General features: G+C 60.4%; 22 protein-coding genes. 7 read left to right on the forward strand and 15 right to left on the reverse strand.

All coding sequences use genetic code 11. The features are described from left to right. Window positions 1-201: 201 nt before the first annotated feature. The gene (locus PSH79_RS10585; protein ID WP_187677065.1) at window positions 202-504 is read left to right on the forward strand and encodes a hypothetical protein; all 303 of its coding nucleotides are present in this window, start codon (window positions 202-204) and stop codon (window positions 502-504) included. A 131-nt stretch (window positions 505-635) separates the two neighbouring features. On the opposite strand, the gene PSH79_RS10590 is transcribed toward PSH79_RS10585, so the two are convergent. The 8 genes from PSH79_RS10590 to PSH79_RS10625 all read right to left on the reverse strand — a co-directional run bounded on the left by PSH79_RS10590 (window position 636) and on the right by PSH79_RS10625 (window position 8,932). Next, on the reverse strand, window positions 636-1,505 hold the full coding sequence (locus PSH79_RS10590; RefSeq protein WP_016774123.1) for an oxaloacetate decarboxylase: 870 nt from the start codon (window positions 1,503-1,505) through the stop codon (window positions 636-638). 190 nt (window positions 1,506-1,695) lie between these two features. Then, window positions 1,696-2,730 (reverse strand): arginine N-succinyltransferase, encoded by a 1,035-nt coding sequence (astA, locus tag PSH79_RS10595; protein WP_305442583.1) that lies wholly within the window; start codon window positions 2,728-2,730, stop codon window positions 1,696-1,698. 61 nt (window positions 2,731-2,791) lie between these two features. After that, window positions 2,792-3,808 (reverse strand): arginine N-succinyltransferase, encoded by a 1,017-nt coding sequence (locus PSH79_RS10600; RefSeq protein WP_305442585.1) that lies wholly within the window; start codon window positions 3,806-3,808, stop codon window positions 2,792-2,794. Window positions 3,809-3,925: 117 nt separating this feature from the next. After that, entirely contained in the window at window positions 3,926-5,275 is a 1,350-nt protein-coding gene (locus tag PSH79_RS10605) for an APC family permease (protein ID WP_305442587.1), read from the reverse strand. A 91-nt stretch (window positions 5,276-5,366) separates the two neighbouring features. Continuing rightward, window positions 5,367-6,119, reverse strand: a complete 753-nt coding sequence (locus PSH79_RS10610; RefSeq protein ID WP_305442589.1) for an N-formylglutamate amidohydrolase — start codon at window positions 6,117-6,119, stop codon at window positions 5,367-5,369. Then, window positions 6,103-7,434: a glutamine synthetase gene (locus tag PSH79_RS10615; RefSeq protein WP_305442592.1), complete on the reverse strand. Its 1,332-nt coding sequence runs from the start codon at window positions 7,432-7,434 to the stop codon at window positions 6,103-6,105. Before PSH79_RS10615 ends, PSH79_RS10610 begins: the two co-directional genes overlap by 17 nt. Beyond that, window positions 7,431-8,075 (reverse strand): isochorismatase family cysteine hydrolase, encoded by a 645-nt coding sequence (locus PSH79_RS10620; RefSeq protein WP_305442594.1) that lies wholly within the window; start codon window positions 8,073-8,075, stop codon window positions 7,431-7,433. The genes PSH79_RS10615 and PSH79_RS10620 overlap by 4 nt, the downstream gene beginning before the upstream one ends. A gap of 2 nt (window positions 8,076-8,077) precedes the next feature. Further along, complete coding sequence (locus tag PSH79_RS10625) at window positions 8,078-8,932, reverse strand: MurR/RpiR family transcriptional regulator (RefSeq protein ID WP_305442596.1); 855 nt, start codon at window positions 8,930-8,932, stop codon at window positions 8,078-8,080. Between the two features lie 328 nt (window positions 8,933-9,260). Here PSH79_RS10625 and PSH79_RS10630 point away from each other — a divergent pair, with 328 nt between their 5' ends. Continuing rightward, complete coding sequence (locus PSH79_RS10630; RefSeq protein ID WP_305442598.1) at window positions 9,261-9,830, forward strand: histidine phosphatase family protein; 570 nt, start codon at window positions 9,261-9,263, stop codon at window positions 9,828-9,830. After that, window positions 9,830-10,591 (forward strand): precorrin-6A synthase (deacetylating), encoded by a 762-nt coding sequence (cobF, locus tag PSH79_RS10635; protein WP_305442600.1) that lies wholly within the window; start codon window positions 9,830-9,832, stop codon window positions 10,589-10,591. The genes PSH79_RS10630 and cobF overlap by 1 nt, the downstream gene beginning before the upstream one ends. Before the next feature lie 181 nt (window positions 10,592-10,772). Here cobF and PSH79_RS10640 read toward each other — a convergent pair whose 3' ends face one another. Genes PSH79_RS10640 through PSH79_RS10650 form a run of 3 tightly spaced genes read right to left on the reverse strand, consistent with a single transcriptional unit; the run spans window position 10,773 to window position 13,354 of the window. After that, complete coding sequence (locus PSH79_RS10640) at window positions 10,773-11,954, reverse strand: acetyl-CoA C-acetyltransferase (protein ID WP_305442602.1); 1,182 nt, start codon at window positions 11,952-11,954, stop codon at window positions 10,773-10,775. Window positions 11,955-11,965: 11 nt separating this feature from the next. After that, window positions 11,966-12,631, reverse strand: a complete 666-nt coding sequence (locus PSH79_RS10645; protein ID WP_305442604.1) for a CoA transferase subunit B — start codon at window positions 12,629-12,631, stop codon at window positions 11,966-11,968. A 24-nt stretch (window positions 12,632-12,655) separates the two neighbouring features. Further along, entirely contained in the window at window positions 12,656-13,354 is a 699-nt protein-coding gene (locus PSH79_RS10650; protein WP_305442606.1) for a CoA transferase subunit A, read from the reverse strand. 219 nt (window positions 13,355-13,573) lie between these two features. Between PSH79_RS10650 and PSH79_RS10655 the strand changes: the two genes are divergently transcribed. After that, complete coding sequence (locus tag PSH79_RS10655; RefSeq protein ID WP_305442609.1) at window positions 13,574-14,449, forward strand: LysR family transcriptional regulator; 876 nt, start codon at window positions 13,574-13,576, stop codon at window positions 14,447-14,449. A gap of 39 nt (window positions 14,450-14,488) precedes the next feature. Here PSH79_RS10655 and PSH79_RS10660 read toward each other — a convergent pair whose 3' ends face one another. Next, the gene (locus PSH79_RS10660; RefSeq protein WP_305442611.1) at window positions 14,489-15,331 is read right to left on the reverse strand and encodes an NAD-dependent protein deacetylase; all 843 of its coding nucleotides are present in this window, start codon (window positions 15,329-15,331) and stop codon (window positions 14,489-14,491) included. A 54-nt stretch (window positions 15,332-15,385) separates the two neighbouring features. After that, the gene (locus PSH79_RS10665; RefSeq protein WP_305442613.1) at window positions 15,386-16,432 is read right to left on the reverse strand and encodes a class I SAM-dependent methyltransferase; all 1,047 of its coding nucleotides are present in this window, start codon (window positions 16,430-16,432) and stop codon (window positions 15,386-15,388) included. A 406-nt stretch (window positions 16,433-16,838) separates the two neighbouring features. Between PSH79_RS10665 and PSH79_RS10670 the strand changes: the two genes are divergently transcribed. Further along, a complete protein-coding gene (locus PSH79_RS10670) occupies window positions 16,839-17,678 on the forward strand; it encodes a DUF692 domain-containing protein (protein WP_305442615.1) in 840 nt (279 codons plus the stop codon). After that, a complete protein-coding gene (locus tag PSH79_RS10675; RefSeq protein ID WP_305442618.1) occupies window positions 17,671-18,420 on the forward strand; it encodes a DUF2063 domain-containing protein in 750 nt (249 codons plus the stop codon). Before PSH79_RS10670 ends, PSH79_RS10675 begins: the two co-directional genes overlap by 8 nt. 40 nt (window positions 18,421-18,460) lie before the next feature. On the opposite strand, the gene PSH79_RS10680 is transcribed toward PSH79_RS10675, so the two are convergent. Both PSH79_RS10680 and PSH79_RS10685 read right to left on the reverse strand, forming a co-directional pair. Next, window positions 18,461-19,768 carry a HAMP domain-containing sensor histidine kinase gene (locus PSH79_RS10680; protein WP_305442620.1) on the reverse strand — a complete coding sequence of 436 codons (1,308 nt, stop codon included), beginning with the start codon at window positions 19,766-19,768 and terminating at the stop codon, window positions 18,461-18,463. Then, entirely contained in the window at window positions 19,765-20,505 is a 741-nt protein-coding gene (locus PSH79_RS10685) for a response regulator (RefSeq protein ID WP_305442622.1), read from the reverse strand. The genes PSH79_RS10680 and PSH79_RS10685 overlap by 4 nt, the downstream gene beginning before the upstream one ends. Before the next feature lie 306 nt (window positions 20,506-20,811). On the opposite strand from PSH79_RS10685, the gene PSH79_RS10690 reads away from it, so the two are divergent. Next, window positions 20,812-21,075 carry a DUF2790 domain-containing protein gene (locus tag PSH79_RS10690; protein ID WP_305442624.1) on the forward strand — a complete coding sequence of 88 codons (264 nt, stop codon included), beginning with the start codon at window positions 20,812-20,814 and terminating at the stop codon, window positions 21,073-21,075. The last annotated feature ends 10 nt before the right edge of the window (window positions 21,076-21,085 follow it).

The raw sequence follows: 21,085 nt of genomic DNA on the forward strand, positions 1-21,085 counted from the left end.
GATCCTCAGGGGGGAAATCAAAGGATCGCAGCCTTCGGCAGCTCCTACAGGGCTCCAACTCCGTACAAAAATTAGCGAAAAGTCTGACAGAGACTCTCATTGCGACTAGCGGGTGCGGCTTTTATAGTCTCGATTCGCGGAAAACTTTGCGACGATCTTGGCCGGTCGAGTACAGGACCTGACCCTTCTGGAGTGAACTCGATGACTGACCAAGTAATGCCTCGCTACATCCCCATCGACACCTACGACGCCGAGTCCCCGGTGCTCTATATCAATACCCACAAAGAACTCAGCGACATGGCCGCCTGTGCGATGCACCGGTTTGTGGTTGTGCGCGATCTGGCGGACACCTTGTCCAGCCTCAACCTCAAGGGTATTTCCGATTTCGACCTGACACGGGTGACCAGCGCGGTGCATCTGTTGATGCGCGAAGGGTGTGCGATTTTGAATGTGATTCAGGCGCGGGCGATGCAGCGGGAAGAGGCTTACAAAACCCCGATTTAGCGCTGTGGCGGCTGACGTCATCGCTGGCAAGCCAGCTCCCACAGGATTTTCTTGTGACCACAAATCTGTGGTCAGCCACTTAACCTGTGGGAGTCTGGCTTGCCAGCGATGGCGTCAGTCCGGCCAACACATCACTCCTTGACGCTCATATATTCCTTCGCCCAGAGAATGTATTCCTCCGGTTGGGTATAGGTATGCGTCAATTCGGTCGCGCTCAAGTCCGAAGCCTGGGTAAAGATCTGCCGCTGTTCGCGCAGGCTGTCGTAGGTTGCCTTGATCGCCGCGAAGTACGCGCCATGGCCGTCGATGGTCACGCGCACGCCCAGTTCGGCCAGACGTTTGTCGTCGCGCAGTGCCGGGTTGCCGTAGGTCACCAGCATCAGCGGCACGGTCAGATGTTCTGCAATCTGCTCCAGCTGATCGAAATCCTGTACGCCTACCATGCAGATACCGTCAGCGCCGGCGGCCTGATACTGGCGGGTGCGGCTGATGATTTCCTGGTTCGGCAGGATGCCGGCGTTGGTGCGGGCGATGATCGCCATTTCCGTGTCGACCCTGGCTTCCAGCGCTGCGCGGATCTTGCCGACGCCTTCGGCGACCGTGATCAGGTCGGTGGATTTGCGTCCGAATTGCGCGGGAAGCAGGGTGTCTTCGATGGTCAGGGCGGCGACGCCGGCGCGTTCCAGTTCGACGATGGTGCGCATCACGTTGAGGGCGTTGCCGTAGCCGTGGTCGGCGTCGGCGATCACCGGTAATTGGGCGACGCGGCCGATACGGGTGGCCTGTTCGGCGAACTCGCTGAGGGTGATCAGGGCAAAGTCCGGCGCGCCCAATACCTGCAACGAGGCCACGGAACCGCCGAGAATCCCCACTTCAAAACCCAGGTCAGCAGCGATGCGGGCGGACATCGGGTCGAACACCGAGGCCGTGTGGTAGCAGGTGTCGGAGGCCAGCAGCTGACGGAAGTTACGGCGCAAATCTTGATGAGAAAGCCTGGTCATACGAGTTCCACCAATACAAAGGAATGGAAAGGCTTGAGCAAAGGTGTCAACGCCGAAGAATGAAAAGGCTATCACGCGAATGGGTCAATGATCATGACGAATTTGCAAGGATGCTGCTGGCAGTGAGTCCCGGGCTGAAAGGATTCACTTGTAAAGGGGGGATTTACTTGCGGTGCGTGATCTCTGAAGTTCAGGCAGCCACCGCTTGTTGCTGTTGATTGGGCAACATCACCGCCCGCACCGAATTGCCTGGTTGCAGTTGCAGGCGCTTGGCCGTGAGGCGGTCGATCACCAAACTGCTGCCGACTCGGCGAGCGCGGGCGACGGTGATGCGGCAGTTTTCCAGGCGGCGGTTATGGATCAGCCACAGCGGCGCCTGTTCGTCCGGGCTGCCGAGGCTCAGGGTCAACTCAAGGCTGTCGCGCACCGTGCGAATGTTGCGGATTGGCGCTTCGATCACCGGCCCGCCGTCGAAAATGTCGATATAGCCCTTGTGGGCAAACCCTTCGGCCTGAAGGATTCTCAGCGCCGGTTCGGTGTTCGGGTGCGCCTGCCCGATGGCCGCCTGGGCCTGTTCGGTCAGCATGCAGGTGTACAGCGGCTGGCGTGGCATCAGTTCGGCGATGAATGATTTGTTGCCCAGCCCCGACAGGTGATCGGCATGGCTGAAATCCATCTGGAAGAAGTGCCGACCCAAACTGTCCCAGAACGGCGAGCAACCCAGCTCATCGGCACTGCCACGCAGTTCGGCGATCATCTTCTCGCCAAACAGATGCGGGAACTCAGCGACGAACAGCAAACGCCCCAACGACAACAAGCGGCCGTTGCTGCCGTGGCGATGGTCATGGCCCAGGAACAACGAACACAGCTCCGATTGCCCGGTCAGTTCGTTATTGAGGAACAGCGTCGGGATCTGCCGTTGAATGCCCAGGTCCGGGGCCGAACTCACCGTCAGCCCGACCCGATAGTTGTACCAGGGCTCGCGCAGACCAACCGCGCCGGACATTGCGCTGACACCCACCACGCGCATGTCATCGTCTTCGAGCACAAACAGATAGTCGGCATCGGCACGTTCCACCTGCTCGGCGAACGCCCGTTGCGCCCAGCGTACCCGGTGGGACAGGCGATCTTCGTTGGCCGGCAGGGTGGTGAACCCCGGGCCTGCCTGTTGTACCAGCGTCATCAACGCGGGCAGGTCGCTGACTTTAACCGGGCGGACAATCATGCTGTAACTCCTTCTTCGCGCCTGTTCGGGCACTGTCGTTGGGTGCGGAACCGGGCGTGGTTCACAGGGCAATCAGCCGGATCGGGCTGTCATCGGTCACGTTCAGCGCCGCACACATTGCAGGGGTGAGGGACAGCGGTTGATCGGGGTGGTAATCGAGTTCGGCGACGATGGCCCGGAAGCCATGCAGCGCATCGTTGCTCAGCAGATAATGGCTGCGTGCATCAATGCGCGGTTGTTGCTGCGCCCGTGCGGTCCGGCTTTGAGCGACCGAACGGATGTTCGCGGTGCGCGCGTACAACGTCGGGCCAGCGTCGAACAAGTCAATGTAGCTGTTGGTTTCGAAGCCTTCGCGCTCAAGAATGTCGAAGGCTTCCTGGCCATCCGGGTGAATACGGCCGATACAGTCCTGCGCCGCTTGCGGCAGCATCGGCACGTAGATCGGGTATTGCGGCATCAGTTCGGCGAGGAACGCGCGGCTCTGCAACCCGCACAGGCGTTCGGCCTCGGCGTAGGGCAGGTCGAAGAAGTGCTTGCCCAGCGCATCCCAGAACGGCGAATGACCGTCCTCGTCGCTGTAACCGACGATTTCGGTAATCACTGCTTCGGCGAAGCGCTGCGCGTGGGCCGCGATGAACAGCAAGCGCGCCCGCGAGAGCAATTCGGAGAACGGCGTGCGTACCAGCGCTGCGTCGATGTGGAAACCACGCAACAGGGTGTGATCGTTCAGGTCGTGGCACAACGAAAGCGCCGGCACGCCGTGCTCGATATTCAGCTCCCGCGAGGCACTGGTGAAATGGCGATTGCGCAGGCTGTAGAACGGCTCGCCAAAACCGGCCTTGGCGAGGATCTCCGAACAGCCCACCAGCCGCTGACTGTCAGTATCTTCCAGCACGAAGAAATAGTTTTCCGGGCCGTGGGCCGCGGCCTCGCTGGCAAACGAGGCACAGGAGCCAGCGATTTTCTCGCGCAAACGCTCGCTGTCGTCCGGCAGGGAGGTCACGCCCACCAGACTGTCGTGGGCCAATTGCTGGAGCTGGGGCAGGTCATTCTGCTCGACTGGGCGTAAGACCAGCATGGATGTACTCCTGTATCAAAAGGTTCGGCGAATCACCGAACCTGACTATCACTGTCGGTTTCCACGCGTTAAAGCGGCGGTCGCCTGATTTGTTGTCAGACGCCGCTCTTTTTCTTGTCAGCCGTTGCTCGGGTCAGGCAGCGCAGTACTGGCGCCGAGCTTGTTGAGGAAGAACAGGTACACCAGACCCAGGGCAATCCAGATCAGGCCGAGTTTCTGCGCATCGACGCCCATGTTGTACATGATGGCCGCGACGATGATGAAGCCGATCACCGGGCAGATCAGATGGCGCACGACCTGACCGGACTTTTGCCGACGCCAGTAGTAGTTGATCACGGTCAGGTGCAGCAGCATGAAACCACTGAGTGCGCCGAAGTTCACCAGCGAGGTCAGGGTGTCGACCGAGTTGATGAACAGGTAGCAGATCACCAGCGACAGCACCGCCACCAGATAAATGCTCAGGTACGGCGTGTTGTGTTTCGGATGCACTTTGGCCAGCACTTTCGGCAACTTGCCGTCGCGGGCCATGCCGAACAGCAGGCGCGAGACAGCGGCTTGCGAAGTGATCGCCACGGCCACGCCCCAGGCCAGCGCAGTCGCTACAGCGGTCAGGGTCGCCAGCCAGCTGCCCGCGGCGATTTCGGCGATTTCATAGAACGCGGTGTCAGCGGATTTGAAGCCCATGCCCGCTGCCAGATCAGTAGCAATCCAGGTCTGCGCAACGAAGATCACGCCCATCACCATCAAGGTGATCAGAGCGGCTTTGCCGACGCTGCGGCCCGGGTCGCCCTTGATCTCTTCGGCGAGGGTGGAAATCGCGTCGAAGCCAAGGAACGAAAGCACCGCGATCGACACCGCTTGCATCAGCAGGGCGAAATTGAAGGTTTCCGGGTGATACAGCGGCGCCAGCGTCAGCTCGCCGTTACCGCCACCGTTGTGCAGAGCGTTCCAGGCGTAGAACAGGAAGATGCCCAGCACCACCAGTTGCGCCAGCAGGAAAATGATGTTCATCCGCGCGGTGAAGGTGATGCCGCGCAGGTTGACGAAAGTCGCGCTGACGAGGAACGCCAGAATGAAGCCGACTTTCGGAATGTCCGGATACAAATGGTTGAGCGCCATCGCCGCATACACATACAGCAGCGGTGGTATCAGCAGGTAATCGAGCAGCATCAGCCAACCGGCGATGAAGCCGACGTGTTGATTGAGGCCGCGTTGCGCGTAGGAATACACCGAGCCTGCGATCGGAAAAGCCTTGGCCATGCTGCCGTAGCTTAACGCCGTGAACAGCATTGCCACCATGCCGATGATGTACGCCAGCGGCACCATTCCCGGTGCCTCGGCATTCACATAGCCATACACGCCGAACGGGGCGATGGGGATCATGAAGATCATCCCGTACACCACCAGATCCGTGAGCGTGAGGCTACGTTTCAACTCTTGCTTGTAGCCGAATTCTTCAATTTCCATGAAGCGCAACTCCTTGTCAGCCATCGATTGTTTTTTAGTTCTTCTATCGGTAATCCGTTACAGCATCAGCAGTCTTTACAGGCGTCTTTCCTTACAGCAATGGCGCGAGGTATCCGGCCCAGCGCGAGACGGCTTCCGGGTTTGGCAACAAGTCGTTGCGCACCTCGATCAACACCGACTCCAGGCCCCGGGCGTCACCGTGCACCGGCACGGTCATGTCGCCCAGCGGATCTATCTTGTACGGCTGGTTGCCCGCGACGTTAAGAGGAAGCTCTTCGAGGCCGTCGAGCAGCCGTTGGGCATACGCCTTGGCCTGACCGAACAGCACGCCGATTTCCAGCGGGCGCGGCTGGCCGTAATACACCGGGGTGAAAGTGTGAATCCCGATCACCCGCACCGGTTGACTCTTGGCGACGCGCTCGTCGATCAGCGTCTGCAGGCGCGCATGAAACGGCTTGAACAGCGTCTGGCGCCGGTATTCGCGGCTGGCTTCGTCCAGCTCGCGATTGCCCGGCACTTGGTAAATCTCGCTCTGCACCGGAATGCTGTCAGGTGCATGCCGTGGTCGATTCAGATCAATCAGCAGCCGCGAATAGTTGGCGCTCAACAGCGTTGCGCCGAGTGTTTCCGACAATTGCTCGGCCAGTTGCAGCGCGCCGATGTCCCAGGCGATGTGCTCACGCGCGGCGGCATCGTCCAGGCCCAGGTTGTTCAGGGCCTCGGGGATGTAGCGACTGGCGTGCTCGCACACCAGAATCACCGGGTGCGTCGAGTCGGCGCGGCTCAGGCTGTAGACCGGTCGGGTGTACAACCCAAGCTCTGCGGATTCAGTACAGGCGTGCATAGTGCTCACACAGGTCAGCGGGCGAGAGCTGTTCCGTCAGCGCCAGTTCCTCGGTTTTCAGGGCGTGGTAAGTGTCGAGCAACGGCTTGGGCAGCCATTCATTGAAGGCGCCACTGTTGCGCAGGCAATCCAGTGCCTGGGCCAGCGAGGCGGGCAGGGCAACGATGCCCCGCGCCTTGCGTTGCTCGTCGTTGAGTGAGTCGGGAATCTCATCGGTGATCGCGTTCAGTGCCAGACGCTGCTCGATGCCCAGGCGTCCGGCGATCAGCAGCGCGGCCATGGCCAGGTGCGGCGAGGCGGTGGCGTCCATGGCGCGGAATTCGAGGTTGAACTGTGTGGCCACGGATTTGCCGCCCAGCGTCACCGTCGGGCAGATGCGCAGCGCCGCTTCACGGTTCTGCTGGCCCAGGCAGGCGTAGGACGCGCTCCAGTGGTGGGGCTGCAAGCGCTCATACGAGACCGGGGTCGGTGCGGTGAACGCACACAGCGCCGGCAAGTAATGCAGGATGCCCGCGGCCCAATGCTGGCCGAGGGTCGACAGACCATTGCTGGTGCCTGCGTCGTAGAGCATTGGCTGGCCGGCCAGATCAAGCAGGCTGACGTGCAGGTGTACCCCGTTGCACACCGCGTTCTCGGCGGTTTTCGGCGCGAAGCTCAGGTCGATGCCCATTTGCCGGGCAATCTCACGGGTAATCTCGCGCACGTTCACTGCGCGGTCCGCCGCTGCCACGCCTAAGGTCGGACGGCAGGTGATTTCGTATTGATGCTTGCCGTATTCGGGCAGAAACATTTCCGGTTCGACGCCGCCGGCGCGCAGGGCGCTGAGCAGCCAGCCGCCGAATTCGGCACCTTGACGCTGCGCTTCGAGGGAAAACGCCAGGTGTTCAGCAAAACCTGCGTGCAGGTTGAATTCGTGTTCGAAGGCGGCATTGACCTGCAGGCCCAGTGCGTCGCGATAACGCTCGATTTCATCACGTAACAATGTGCGCGGGCAGGCACCCCAAGGGCGGCCATCGGTTTCGCGGATGTCGCCGTGAATGAAGTCCAGCGCTGGCGCATCAGCATCCGGCCCGTTGCTGACGGTGACGCGGCTGCTCAGATCCGGAATCAGGCGCAAGTCGCCATAAGCGCCCCACGGGTTGGTCGAGGCAATGATGTCCTGCGGTGTCAACGCACTGTTGGCCGGCACCCAGCCGCAGCCGGCGGCCTGGTAATGCTCAAGCTCGTCGGTGGGAAACGAGCGGCCACGGGTGATGCCGATCAGGTCAGTGGTGACGATGGTGGTCATCGGCAGCGGCGTCAGGCGTGCGCTCATGGCTGCATCTCCTGCAACCGGCCGAGCACGGTTTGCGTGTCGGTGATCCAGCAGTAGCCCTTGATTGCGTTCAGACAGGCGTCATGGCGTTCGGCGCTGTAGGTGGCGCAGGCGTCCTCGACCAGCGTCACCAGATAGCCTCGGTCGGCAGCGTCGCGCACAGCCATGTCGACGCATTGATCGGTAACGATGCCGGCGATGATCAGGTGACGGGTTTCCAGGTTGCGCAGGACGTAGTCGATGTTGGTCGAGTTGAAAACGCCAGAAGAAGTCTTGGGCAGGACGATTTCATTTTCTACCGGCGACAGGTCATCAATGATCCGCGCCTGCACGCTGCCCTTGGGCAGGTGCATGTCTGACAGCTTGTGATCCAGCGAGCGGTCGCGGCCATCAGCGGTCAGGCTTTCGATGAGGGTGTGCAGGACGTTCTGCCGCGCCTGACGAAAGGCACTGAGCAATCGGCGTTGATTGGGCACCACCTGCATGTGCGCGCGGGTCAGGAAATACTCGGCGTCCGGGCCGTTCAGGTGCGGGTCGAACTGCGGTTCGAGCCAGGCACGCTGCATGTCCACCAGCAGCAACGCGGTATGGTCGGTGACAAACGGCAAGTCCCGCGGTGAGCGGTGGGGAAGGCTGAACATCCTTATTTATCCTCCAGCAGGTGGGTGTTGAAGTCGTTGCGCAGGGCGTCGATGCCTTCCAGGCGATCGGCCAGATTTTCAGTGCGCAGGGTCAGGCAGGCGATCAGTGCTTCGACCTGAGCCAGCGCCGGGACCATGGTGTCGAACGGCGAAGCCGATTCCACCGGGGCGCTGATGATCAGATCAGCCAGTTCGCGCAGCGGCGAGGCGTAGATGTCGGTGAACAGCACCACGCGCGCGTTGCTGTTTTTCGCGGCACTGGCGACGCGCAGGGCCTGGGTTTGATAACGGCGGTAGTCAAACACCAGCACCACGTCCTGGCGTTGCAGATCGAACAGGCGATCGGGCAGTTGCGCGTTGTCCTCCAGTGCAAAGCAACCGGGGCGCAGCAGGCGCAAGTGATTGAGCAGGTAAGTCGCCATCAGGCTACTGAAACGGCCGCCGAAGCAGTACACCTGATGTCGGCCATCGAGCAGCCAGTCGGCGAGGATGCGCACGTCTTCGGGTTGGGTCAGCGATAGGGTTTCAACCAGCAGGCGTTGGCTGTCGTCCAGATAGTGGCTCCAGGCGTCGTCCTTTTGCTGCTGTGCGCGTGGCTGCAGCAGGGTGCGCGGAGAGCGCAAGCGATGGTCCATGTCGCTGAGCAGGGCGTCCTGGAATTCGGCATAACCGCCGAAACCGAGTTTTTTCACCAGTCTCACGATGGTCGGATCGCTGACGCCGGCATGTTCGGCCAGTCGCGCCATGGGCCCCAGCCCATTGCGTGGGTACTGATCAAGCAGGGCGCGAACGACTTTGCGCTCTGACGGCGTAAGGTCGAGGCCGGGGTCGGTGATCAGGTCTCTGAGAGGGGGCATCCTGGCTCCTGCTGGATGGGTGTGTTGAATTCGCTTCATAATCCGTTAAAACAGTATTTATGTAACGGACATTACATGTCTAGCGATTTTTTTGGCGTGTTGAAAAGGCCATGAAATGAGGCAATACCCCCGTGTAACAAGGGCTACATTGAAATCGACAGGTTTTGTAGTCCATTGCCCATAGTGGTGTCAGATATCGCCGCTTTTTCGCAATCGCTGAGTGACACTTCGCGGCATCGACCAGTCCACAAGCCTCGGTTTACGGCACAATGGCCAACATATCGGCCAAGCGCCGTTGAATTGATGTCCCTCGACCGAGTGATTGATTGTGCAAACCAGCCGTTTGACATTGATATGCCATGCACGAACCGTCGCACAAAAATTGGCGCGTTTTCCTACGAGTGAGCCTGTTGAAAATATTGGCTTGGCCTCTGACGCCCTGGCTACGCGTTTTCAACCTCCGCGGCGCTTGATCTGCGGACCGGAATTGCGCACCCGGCAGACGGCGGCGTGGTTTGGCATGGATGCTCAAGTCGATGAGGCGCTGCGCGATTGTGATTGGGGACAGTGGCACGGCAAATCGATCAAGGATCTGCAAAATACACAGGAAGCGGCGTTACGCACTTGGCTGGAAGATCCCCACGCGACGCCCCACGGTGGTGAGTCGGTTACGCAACTTTGTGAACGGGTGGCTGCGTGGCTGGGCAGTTTGCAAGCCACGCCGGGCCATGTCGTGGCGGTCACCCATCCGTTCATCATCCGCGCCGCGCTGATGCCGATGATGCGCGGTTCGGCCTTTCATGACATTGATGTCGAGCCGTTATCGGTTGTCGAACTGCGCTTCACGGGGCGCTGGCGGCTACGCTTGCCCGGTCTCGACGTTGCAGGAGCGCACTGATGAAACAACTGCTGGTGATCGGCATCGGCGCCGGCAATCCGGACTACATCACGATGCAGGCGGTGAAAGCGCTGAATCGGGTGGATGTTTTTTTTCTGATGGATAAAGGCGCGAGCAAGGACCAACTGATCGACCTGCGTCGCGAGATCTGTGAGCGCTACATTACGGATCCTACGTATCGTTTCGTGCAAGCCCACAGCCCGGAGCGCGAGCGGGGCGACGTGGACTACACCGCCAGCGTCGATGATCTGAATCGCGCCAAACAGCAAACCTTCGAACGGCTGATCAATGACGAAATGTCTGACGGCGAGTGCGGCGGTTTTCTGGTGTGGGGCGATCCGGCGTTGTACGACAGCACCATTCGCATCCTCCAGGCGATTCTGGCGTCGGGCCGCTGTGCCTTCGAATTTGAGGTGATCCCCGGGATTACCAGCGTTCAGGCGTTGGCCGCGCAGCACAAGGTGCCGCTGAATACGATTGGCCGCTCGATTGAAATCACCACAGGCCGGCGGTTAACAGCGGGGCAGGTGAGTGATGCCGACAGTCTGGTGGTGATGCTCGACGCCGAAGATTCCTACCACCATGTGGCTGATCCGCAGACAGAGATTTACTGGGGGGCCTATCTGGGCACGCCGGATGAGATTTTGATCAGCGGCAAACTCGGGGAGGTGGCGGACGAGATCGAGCGGGTGCGCAAGGCTGCGCGGGCTGAACATGGGTGGATCATGGACACGTATCTGCTGCGCAAACCCCATTTGTGAGCGACACAATCCTCTGTAGGCGCTGCCGAAGGCTGCGATCTTTTGATCCTGTTTTTTAAGGTCAAGATCAAAAGATCGCAGCCTTCGGCAGCTCCTACAGATAAGTAGATCAGCAGATAAGCAGATAAGCAGGAAGGCAGCGAGCGGATGTCGTGGATCCGCCCGCTGACTGTATTGCTCTTTAAGCGCGTTGCAGGGCCAGGGCTACGCCTTGGCCGCCACCGATGCACAGGGTCGCCAGACCCTTTTTCGCATCACGCTTGATCATTTCGTGCAGCAGGGTCACGAGCACCCGGCAGCCCGACGCGCCGATCGGGTGACCCAAAGCGATAGCGCCGCCGTTGACGTTGACCTTGTCCAGATCCCATTGCAGATCCTTGGCCACGGCCAGCGATTGTGCGGCGAAGGCTTCGTTGGCTTCGATCAGATCGAGCTGGTCAATCGACCAGCCAGCCTTGTCCAGGCAGCGACGAGTGGCCGAGACCGGGCCGATGCCCATGATCGCCGGGTCGACGCCCGCGTTGGCGTAAGCGGCGATAGTGGCCAGCACTGGCAGGCCCAGCGCCTTGGCTTTCTCGGCGCTCATCAGGATCACCGCAGCGGCACCGTCGTTCAGCGAAGAAGCGTTGCCGGCGGTGACGCTGCCGTCCTTCTTGAAGGCGGGGCGCAGTTTGGCCAGGGATTCGGCGGTGGTAGCGCCGCGTGGCTGTTCATCAACCTTGAACGCGACCGGATCACCTTTGCGCTGTGGAATCAGGATCGGGGTGATTTCATCGACGAAGCGTCCGGCCTCGATGGCTGCGGCGGCTTTCTGCTGTGAAGCAGCCGCGAAGGCGTCCTGCTGTTCACGGGTGATTTCGTACTTGTCGACAAGATTTTCGGCAGTGATACCCATGTGGTAATCGTTGAACGCATCCCACAGGCCGTCGCTGATCATGGTGTCGACGATTTGCGCGTGACCCATGCGCAAACCGGTGCGCGCACCCGGCATCACGTAGTTCGACAGGCTCATGTTTTCCTGGCCACCCGCGATGATCACCTCAGCGTCGCCGCAACGAATCGCCTGCGCTCCCAGGTGCAGCGCTTTCAGGCCAGAGCCGCAGACCTTGTTCAGGGTCATGGCCGGTACGGCGTGGGGCAGACCCGCCTTGATCGCAGCCTGACGCGCCGGGTTCTGGCCGGCGCCGGCAGTGAGCACCTGGCCCATGATCACTTCATCGACCTGAGCACCGTCCAGACCGGTCTGCTCGAGCAACTGGCGGATCACCGCCGCGCCCAGATCGACTGCGGATACCGAGGCCAGCGAACCCTGGAAACTGCCGATCGCGGTGCGCGTGGCGGCAACAATGACAACGTCTTGCATCTTCGAATTCCTCACTGGGCAGCGAACTGCATTTCCGGTACGTGATCAGGCACGATCAGTTTGCCGGCGGTTTTGGCCACAATCTCTTCGACGCTGACGCCCGGTGCACGCTCTTTGAGAATGAACGCGCCGTTCTCGATTTCGAGGTAGGCGAGGTCGGTCAGCACACGTTTGATGCACCCGGCGCCGGTCAGCGGCAGGCTGCACCTGGATAACAGTTTGGACTCACCATCCTTGGATGCGTGGGTCATGATGACGATGATGTTGTCTGCGCCAGCCACCAGGTCCATGGCGCCGCCCATGCCCTTGACCAGTTTGCCGGGGATCATCCACGAGGCGATGTTGCCTTCGACGTCCACTTCGAACGCGCCCAGCACGGTCAGGTCGACATGGCCGCCGCGAATCATCGCAAAGGATTCGGCGGAGGAGAAGATCGACGCGCCAATACGCGCGGTCACGGTCTGTTTGCCGGCGTTGATCATGTCGGCATCAATGGTTTCTTCGGTAGGAAAAGGGCCCATGCCGAGCAGGCCGTTTTCCGATTGCAGCATGACTTCCATGCCTTCGGGAATGTAGTTGGCGACCAGGGTCGGGATGCCGATGCCCAGGTTCACGTAGTAGCCGTCCTGCATTTCGCGGGCGACGCGCTGAGCCATTTGTTCGCGGGAAAGTGCCATGTTTTTATTCTCCGTCAGCCTGAATTATTTGCGGATGGTGCGCTGTTCGATGCGTTTTTCGAACGTGCCGCAAATGACCCGGTCGACGTAGATGCCCGGTGTGTGGATCTGTGCCGGGTCCAGCTCGCCGGGTTCGACGATTTCTTCGACTTCGACCACGGTGATCTTGCCGGCGGTGGCGGCCAGCGGATTGAAGTTCTGCGCGGTGTGACGGTAGATGACGTTACCGAAGTGGTCGGCTTTCCAGCCTTTGACGATGGCGAAGTCGCCGGTGATGGATTCTTCCATCAGGTACTTGCGACCTTTGAACTCACGCACTTCCTTGCCTTCGGCAACCGGGGTGCCGACACCGGTGGCGGTGAAGAAGGCCGGAATACCGGCGCCGCCTGCGCGCATTTTCTCGGCGAGGGTGCCTTGCGGGGTCAAAATGACTTCGATTTCGCCTTTGAGCAGCTGCTCTTCGAACAACTTGTTTTCGCCCACATAGGAGGCGACGACTTTGCTGATCTGGCGGTCGGTCAGCAGTACGCCGAGGCCGAAACCATCGACGCCGCAGTTGTTGGAAACGACGGTGAGGTCGCGAGTGCCTTTGCGCTTGATCTCGGCGATCAGGTTTTCCGGAATGCCGCACAGACCGAAGCCGCCAGCGATGACGGTCATGCCATCTTCAAGCCCGGCGAGGGCTTCCTCGTAGGAACTCACGCGCTTGTCGAAACCTGCCATATGCACCTCTTTTATTATTTGCGGGCGGCTGGCTAGCCGAATGGTTGGAGTGTCGCGCCGGTGGATATATTTGTTAAGTTGATTTTTAAGGTTGATTGATAGATAAAGCTCAACAATTGATATTGATTCACTGTAGGAGCGGCCGAAGGCTCGGGCCGCGTTCGGCAGCTCCTGCAGTTGGAGCGGCGTTCATCATCAACGATCAGGAAGACATCGGCTATGACCATCAAGCAGATCCGCGCCTTTCTCGCCGTGGCCCAGAGCCTGAGTTTCGCTGTGGCTTGCGAGCGGTTGCACCTGTCGCAATCAGCCCTGAGCCTGACCATCAAGGCGCTGGAAGAGGGCTTGGGCGGGCGTCTGTTCAGCCGCAACACACGTAACGTGGCGCTGACCGCCGAGGGCGAATCGCTGCTGCCACTGGCCCGACGCCTGATCGCCGACTGGGACAATGCCGAAGACGAAATGCGCCAGCGCTTCAGCCTGCAACGCGGGCGGGTGACGTTGGCGGCGATGCCGTCGTTTGCCGGCAATTTGCTGCCGCCGATCCTCAAGACCTTTCGTGCGCGTTATCCGAACGTCAACGTGACGGTCAATGACGTGATCAACGAGCAAGTGCTGGAAATGGTTCGCGACCGCCAGGTGGAGTTGGGCGTGGCGTTCGAGCCGATGCAGAACACCTCGATGACCTTCACACCTCTCTATATGGATCGCTTTGTGGCGGTGGTGCCGCAGGATTCACCGCTGGCGGATCTTGCCGAAACAGATTGGCAAACCTTGTTGCAGGAACCGTTCATCACCTTGCAGCGACCATCGACGGTGCGGGTGATGCTCGAAGAACACTTGCAGGCGCGAGGGATGAAGTTGCCGGTGGAGTTTGAAAGCCATCAACTGGCCACGGTCGGGCGCATGGTTGCCAGTGGATTGGGGGTCAGCGCGGTGCCAGCATTGTGTGCCGCGCAGATGCAGGAATTGGGGGCACGGTGCCTGACGTTGAATGATTCGGTCGAGCGGGCGATTGGTGTGTTGACTGAGCCGGGGAACGAGTTGTCGGCGGCAGCGCAGGCGTTGTTCGATATTCTCAAGGCCGAGCACTAATCCCGAGCCTTCGGCAGCGCCTACACGGGCAATTGGTGTTCAGGAGATCAGGCGTTGCGCCAGCAGCGGCAACAACGCTTCGCAAGACCCCTCAATCTTCAAGTCCAGCAAATCATCCGCCCGGGTCTTGCCCAGATTGATCGCAATCAACGGCTTGCCCCGATCCGCGATCACCCGGCACAGGCGAAACGCCGAATAGGCCATCAACGACGACCCCACCACCAACATCCCCGCCGCATTTTCCGCCGCCGCCATGGCACGGGTCGCGGTGGGTTGCGCGACGTTTTCGCCGAAAAACACCACATCCGGTTTCATCCGCTCACCGGCGCAATGCGGGCAGTGCGGCACCTGAAACCGCGCTTCGAACGCCGGATCGAGCAGGGTATCGCCGTCCGGTGCCTGTACTGCGTCGACGCCGGCCAGATACGGATTGTGCATTTCCATCAAGCGCTGAATTGCATCGCGCTCACTGCGCTGACCGCAATCCAGGCACAGCACACGGTGCAAACTGCCATGCAGTTCGATGACGTCGTGGCTGCCAGCCTGATCGTGCAAGGTGTCGACGTTTTGCGTGATCAAAGCGCTGATCCGTCCTTGGCTCTGCAAACCGGCCAGTGCCTCGTGCGCCGCATTCGGCCGCGCCTGGCGCACCCGAGGCCAGCCGAGCATCGCCCGCGCCCAATAACGACGGCGTGATTCGGGAGCGGCGAGGAACTCCTGATACATCATTGGCTGCCGGCCTCGGCGCACACCGTCGCTGTCGCGGTAATCGGGGATGCCCGATGGCGTGCTGATGCCGGCGCCGGTCAGTACCAGAAAGTCACCATCGGCCATCGCCTGTTGCAGCGTGTCGAGGTGTTCGCGGATCGGGCTGTCGAGCATGGTCAGCGCTCCGGGGAGGACGGTGCCAGCAGGTTAGCACGCGATCCGCGCGACTTACTTACGCGCCTCCAGAATCAGGTTGAACGGTGTTTGCGTGGCGCGTCGGAAGTGTTTGAACCCCGCCTCGCTAAATACTTTGCGCAGACGCATTTCCCCCGCTTGTGCGCCGAGACCGAGGCCAACTTCCTGGGACAGCGAGTTCGGTGTGCAAATGAATGTCGACGCTGCGTAAAACAGCCGTCCGACCGGGTTGATGTTGTCGTCCAGCGTGTCGTTGGCAAACGGCTCGACCAGCAACACCGTGCCGTCATCTTTCAGCGAGTCGTAAGCGTGACGCGCCGCACCGACCGGGTCGCCCATGTCGTGCAGGCAGTCGAAATAGCAGATCAGATCGTAGTCATCACCGGGGTAACTTTTCGCCGTGCCCTGGAAAAACTTCGCCCGGCTGCTGACGCCCCCTTCTTCGGCGCGTTCGGTGGCGACGGTGACCGACGGTGCGTGGTAGTCGTAACCGACGAAGCGCGAGTTGGGAAACGCTTGGGCCATGATCACCGTCGAGGCACCGTGGCCGCAGCCGATGTCAGCAACTTTCGCGCCTTTTTCCAGTTTGGCGACGACGCCATCCAGCGCCGGTAACCATTCGGCGATCAGGTGCCCTTTATAGCCGGGACGGAAAAACCGTTCAGTGCCGGTGAACATGCACGGATGGTGATCGCCCCAGGGCAGGGCACCGTTGCCGCGCATGGCTTTGACCAGTTTGTCCTTGTCATGGAAAAACGACGCCACCACGCCCAGTCCGCCGGCGACGTACACCGGCGAGTCCTCGACCGCCAGCGCCAATGCCTGTTCTTCCGGCAGTCGGAATTGGCCATCGCGGTGCTCCATGTAGCCAGAGGCGGCGTGCGCGCTGAGCCATTCGCGCACCAGACGTGGGTTGCAGGTGGTTTTTGCGGCGAGGGCTTCGGCGCTGATCGGCTGACTGTCGGCCATCGCACGGTACAGCCCGAGTTCTTCGCCGACGATGACATTGGCCAGCATCGCCGCGCCGCCCATGTCGTTGACCAGTTTGCCCATGAACTCGTTGAGTCGGGACTCATCCATCACATGTGCTCCTGAAACAGGATCACAGTCCGGCGGCGTTGAGGGTCGAGGCATGCGCCACCGGGCGGTGGTCATGGAAACGGGCAGGGCACAACTAAAGTCCTGCGGCCCCCTCGACTGGGTCATGAAAGAGTCTAGCCCCGTTTTTGCGACAAACACTGAGCAAAATGTAGGAGTGAGCCTGCTCGCGATATCGTTGGGTCAGTCACTCCTGATTTGACTGAAATAACGCTATCGCAAGCAGGCTCACTCCTACAGGGAATTATGCCGATCAGGAGCGGGATGTATCGCTGTGTATCACGTTGGCTGGGGGATACACGCGGCTGCATATATCGGGTTGACTGAACACAGTGGCGATACAGCCGAAGGCTCAACTGGGAGGGCCAATCACCCGAGGTCAGCCCCCATGCAAACTCCTCAATCATCACCGCCACCCAGCGTCGGCCTGGGTCTGCGTCGTGGTCTGTTGAAAGACCTGCAAGCCGCGCGCACCGGCGATTTCGACTTTCTTGAAGTCGCTCCGGAAAACTGGATCGGCGTCGGCGGTGCCAATGGCGCTGCGTTGCGCGAGCTGGCCGAGCGCTATCCGTTGTCCTGCCATGGATTGTCGTTGTCGCTTGGCGGGCCGGCGCCGCTGGACATCGGTTTTCTGCAAGAAGTGCGAGTGTTTCTCGACCATCACCAAGTGCAGCATTACAGCGAACACCTGAGCTATTGCAGCGACGACGGCCATCTCTACGACTTGCTGCCACTGCCGTTCACCGAGGAAGCGGTGCACCACGTCGCCGCTCGCATCCGCCAATCCCAGGACATCCTCGGTCGGCGCCTGGCGGTAGAAAACGTCTCCTATTACGCCGCACCGCGTCAGGACATGGACGAAGTGACCTTCACCAACGCCGTGCTGCGCGAGGCCGACTGCGATCTGCTTCTGGACGTCAACAACGTCTACGTCAATTCGATCAACCACGGATTTGATCCGCAGGATTTTCTTGCCCGGATCGAGCCGGGCAGGGTGGTCGGTATGCACGTGGCCGGGCATTTCGATGAGTCCGATACGCTGAAGATCGACACCCATGGCGCTTCGGTAAAACCGGTGGTGTGGTCGTTGCTGGCCAAGGCCTATACCCGGTTCGGCGCACGGCCGACGCTGCTGGAGCGGGATTTCAACTTCCCGGCGTTTACCGAGTTGCTGGCCGAGTTACAGACCATTCGCCGCCTGCAAAAACAGGAGGTCAGCCGTGGATAATCTTTTCCTGCAACAACAGGCGCTGACGCGCTATCTGCGTGATCCCGATCAGCAGATGCCACCAACCGAAATGAACGCCGCGCGGGTCAATGTGTATCGCGACCTGGTGTTCAATAATCTCTCGCAATTGTTGAGCGGCACCTTTCCGGTGCTGATCCAGATCATCGGCGATCAACGCTGGCGTGCGCTGGTTCGTGGCTTTTTGCGTGACTACCGTGCGCAGACGCCGAAATTCGGTGAGATCGCCGAGGCGTTTGTCGATTATCTCGCTTCTGAACCGGCTGTCTTGCGTGAGGGCGAGTGGCCGGCGTTTTTGCTGGAGCTGGCGCATTACGAATGGGTTGAAATGGTCTTGCAGCAGTCCGACGCCGAGCCGTTGCCGGCGACGGATCCGGGGTTGTTGCTGGAGCGACGATTGCAGGTCTCGGCGCTGGCCTGGCCATTGGCATACGCATGGCCCGTGCAGGTGCTGTCGCCGGAGCATCAGCCTTCACTGGCTCCGACCGAACCGACGCTGTTGCTGGTTCGGCGTGCAGAGGATTTCAGCGTGAAGTTTTCGCAATTGAGCCCGCTGGCGTGGCGGTTGTTGCAGCGCATCGGTGAGTTCCCTGCATTGACCGGGCGTGAGCAGTTGCAGGGATTGGCGCAGGAGGCAGGGCAGCAGGCAGATGCGTCGTTCATGGATAACGGCTTGGCGTTGTTGCAGCACATGCATGATGACGGCGTGATCGGGATTCTTTGAATCACCGCAAGACTCTGTGGGAGCGGGTATTGAGGTGTTTTCAGGATATCAGGGGAAGTTTCAGCTCCGCACACAACCCACCGCCCTCACGGTTGCTCAGAATCAGCGAACCACCGAGCGCCATCGCCAATTGCTGCGCAATAGCCAACCCCAAACCCGTACCACCGGTGTCGCGATTACGCGAGTTTTCCACGCGGTAGAACGGTTCCATCACCTGCGTAAGTTCCGCTTCGGCAATGCCCGGGCCGCGATCCATGACGGTGATCGACAGGCTGCCCTTGTTCGCCTCGACCCACACCTCAGCGGCACCGGCGAACTTCAGGGCGTTGTCGGTCAGGTTGACCAGCACCCGGCGCAACGCGTGCGGGCGGGTGTCGACCACCACCTCACTCTTGCCGACCAGATGCACGTCCTTGCCCATGTCCTGATAGTCGAACACCAGGCTTTCGAGGAATGAATCCATGTTGGTGCGTCGACTCTCTTCGGTTGATCCGTGGATGCTGCGGGCGTAGGCCACGCCTTCGCGCACCAGGTGTTCCATCTCACCGAGGTCGTTGCACAGTTTGTCCCGTTCCGCCGAATCGTCCATGAACTCGGCGCGCAGCTTCATCCGCGTGATAGGGGTTTGCAGGTCGTGGGAGATCGCCGCCAGCAGTTGCATGCGTTCTTTGAGGTAGGCGGCGATACGCGCCTGCATCGCGTTGAAGGCGCGGGCGGCGTAGATCACCTCGTTCGGGCCTGTCTCGTCCAGATGGATCGGGTGGGCGTTGGGGTCAAGCGTTTCCACGGCGTTGGCCAGGCGCGTGAGCGGGCGGATGGCGATGCGTACTGCCAGCCAAGTGCAGGCGATCATCAGCGCCAATTGGCCGAGCAGCACCACCGGCAACCAAGGCGACAGCGGTACCATCGCCGGACGCACGTCGATGGTCACCGGACTGCCGTCGCTCAGGCGCAAATGGCCCTGAAAGTGTTTTTTCGGACCGGGAATGTCGGTGAAGGTCAGGGGGTATTTTTCGCCGATGGCTTCAGTGATCGAAGTGACCGCAACGGGCACATCGGCAGGCTTGATCGGCGTACCGCGGTCACCTTCGCTCAGCAGATAACCGTAGTTTTTCCGCGCCAGACGCTTGAGCCAGGCCGGGCGCTCCTCGGAGGGCAAGCGATCAAGGATCGCAATCGAGGTCGAGACGTCGGTTTCCAGATTGCCCAGCATCGTGTCTTTCGCACTTTGGTAACGCTCGTAATACTGCGCACCGAACGACAGCGCCTGGGCGAGGATCAGCCCGACCAGAAAAATCAGCGACACCCGCGAGGCGAGGGTGCGCGGCCAGTGCAGATTGAGGGTCATGCCGTGGCACCGAGGATCTCGACCGGCAGTGAGAATACATAACCTTCGCTGCGCACGGTCTTGATGTACGCCGGTTCGCGGGCGTCATCCAGCAGGCGCTGGCGCAGACGGCTGACCAGCAGATCAATCGAACGATCGAACAGGTCGGCGTCACGGCCCTGGGTCAGGTTGAGCAGTTGATCGCGGCTGAGTACCCGTTGCGGATGATCGAGAAATACCCGCAGCAAGCGATATTCGGCGCCACTCAGCGCCACCATGGTGCCGTCCTTGTCCAGCAGGTGGCGGGCCGAGGTGTCCAGTTGCCAACGGCCGAACGCCAGCAATCGACCGGCTTCGGTGACCACCAGATTCGGCGGCAGCATTCGCGTGCGGCGCAGCACGGCGTTGATCCGCGCGAGCAATTCACGGGCGGCGAAAGGTTTGGTCAGGTAGTCGTCGGCGCCCATTTCCAGACCGATGATCCGATCGGTTTCATCGTTGCGGGCGGTCAGCATCAAGACCGGCGTGGCTTTGTGCTTGCCGACGCGCAGTTCGCGACACAACTGCAGGCCATCGTCGCCGGGCATCATGATGTCGAGCACGATCAGGTCGACGGTATTGGCTTCCAGAAAACTGCGCATCTGCCGGCCATCAGCAACGACAGTAGTGCGCAGGCCGTTTTTCTTCAGGTAATTGCCGACCAGTTCGCGGATCTCGCGGTCGTCGTCGACGATCAGGATGTGATCGACATGTTCCATGGGGCCAGACCTCTAGCAAAGTGGAGATGACGTGCAGTCTATAGAGCCTGCAACGGCTCGCCTGCCTGCCTTTGTATTGCAGTGTATCTGCCGTGACGACCGATACACGGGGACGCAAAAGCACGGTTTTTTCAGGGCTTTGTATCGCTGTGTATCCACCGGTGGCAAGGATACACAACCATTTATACCCGCCGCTTCCCGACACATGCGGGATACCTCGCGAGCTTTAAATGAGCTCCATCGAGGCACACCAGACAGCCTCGGCTCAATCAACGATCTATCCATTGAAGCCTTGAGGAAAACACCATGAACAACAAATCCGTATTCGCTGCCTGCCTGTTCGCCGCCCTGAACATCTGCACCCTGTCGGCCCGCGCCGAGGCGGATGTCGCCGCGCAAACCTACACCTACGGCACCCATCTGGATATCCAGAAAGTGATCTCGCTGACACAGGACAACTCGGTGACCTGCGGCATCGTCGATGCGCAAATGACCTACCTGGATTCGGCCGGCAAAACCCGAGTTCTCGATTACAGCAAATTCGCTGACGGCTGCAACAACGACAACTGAGTCATCACCC

Source organism: Pseudomonas sp. FP2196 (assembly GCF_030687715.1).
Lineage (GTDB): Bacteria > Pseudomonadota > Gammaproteobacteria > Pseudomonadales > Pseudomonadaceae > Aquipseudomonas.

What these genes read in the sequence shown, in the direction of transcription:
- PSH79_RS10685 (WP_305442622.1), bottom strand. Translation starts at nt 20,505, where the DNA reads ATGGAACATGTCGATCACATCCTGATCGTCGACGACGACCGCGAGATC.
- PSH79_RS10650 (WP_305442606.1), bottom strand. Translation starts at nt 13,354, where the DNA reads ATGGCAGGTTTCGACAAGCGCGTGAGTTCCTACGAGGAAGCCCTCGCC.
- PSH79_RS10670 (WP_305442615.1), top strand. Translation starts at nt 16,839, where the DNA reads ATGCAAACTCCTCAATCATCACCGCCACCCAGCGTCGGCCTGGGTCTG.
- PSH79_RS10645 (WP_305442604.1), bottom strand. Translation starts at nt 12,631, where the DNA reads ATGGCACTTTCCCGCGAACAAATGGCTCAGCGCGTCGCCCGCGAAATG.
- PSH79_RS10610 (WP_305442589.1), bottom strand. Translation starts at nt 6,119, where the DNA reads ATGCACGCCTGTACTGAATCCGCAGAGCTTGGGTTGTACACCCGACCG.
- PSH79_RS10605 (WP_305442587.1), bottom strand. Translation starts at nt 5,275, where the DNA reads ATGGAAATTGAAGAATTCGGCTACAAGCAAGAGTTGAAACGTAGCCTC.
- PSH79_RS10680 (WP_305442620.1), bottom strand. Translation starts at nt 19,768, where the DNA reads ATGACCCTCAATCTGCACTGGCCGCGCACCCTCGCCTCGCGGGTGTCG.
- PSH79_RS10665 (WP_305442613.1), bottom strand. Translation starts at nt 16,432, where the DNA reads ATGGATGAGTCCCGACTCAACGAGTTCATGGGCAAACTGGTCAACGAC.
- cobF (WP_305442600.1), top strand. Translation starts at nt 9,830, where the DNA reads ATGAAACAACTGCTGGTGATCGGCATCGGCGCCGGCAATCCGGACTAC.
- PSH79_RS10600 (WP_305442585.1), bottom strand. Translation starts at nt 3,808, where the DNA reads ATGCTGGTCTTACGCCCAGTCGAGCAGAATGACCTGCCCCAGCTCCAG.
- astA (WP_305442583.1), bottom strand. Translation starts at nt 2,730, where the DNA reads ATGATTGTCCGCCCGGTTAAAGTCAGCGACCTGCCCGCGTTGATGACG.
- PSH79_RS10640 (WP_305442602.1), bottom strand. Translation starts at nt 11,954, where the DNA reads ATGCAAGACGTTGTCATTGTTGCCGCCACGCGCACCGCGATCGGCAGT.
- PSH79_RS10690 (WP_305442624.1), top strand. Translation starts at nt 20,812, where the DNA reads ATGAACAACAAATCCGTATTCGCTGCCTGCCTGTTCGCCGCCCTGAAC.
- PSH79_RS10625 (WP_305442596.1), bottom strand. Translation starts at nt 8,932, where the DNA reads ATGCCCCCTCTCAGAGACCTGATCACCGACCCCGGCCTCGACCTTACG.
- PSH79_RS10585 (WP_187677065.1), top strand. Translation starts at nt 202, where the DNA reads ATGACTGACCAAGTAATGCCTCGCTACATCCCCATCGACACCTACGAC.
- PSH79_RS10615 (WP_305442592.1), bottom strand. Translation starts at nt 7,434, where the DNA reads ATGAGCGCACGCCTGACGCCGCTGCCGATGACCACCATCGTCACCACT.
- PSH79_RS10655 (WP_305442609.1), top strand. Translation starts at nt 13,574, where the DNA reads ATGACCATCAAGCAGATCCGCGCCTTTCTCGCCGTGGCCCAGAGCCTG.
- PSH79_RS10660 (WP_305442611.1), bottom strand. Translation starts at nt 15,331, where the DNA reads ATGCTCGACAGCCCGATCCGCGAACACCTCGACACGCTGCAACAGGCG.
- PSH79_RS10620 (WP_305442594.1), bottom strand. Translation starts at nt 8,075, where the DNA reads ATGTTCAGCCTTCCCCACCGCTCACCGCGGGACTTGCCGTTTGTCACC.
- PSH79_RS10590 (WP_016774123.1), bottom strand. Translation starts at nt 1,505, where the DNA reads ATGACCAGGCTTTCTCATCAAGATTTGCGCCGTAACTTCCGTCAGCTG.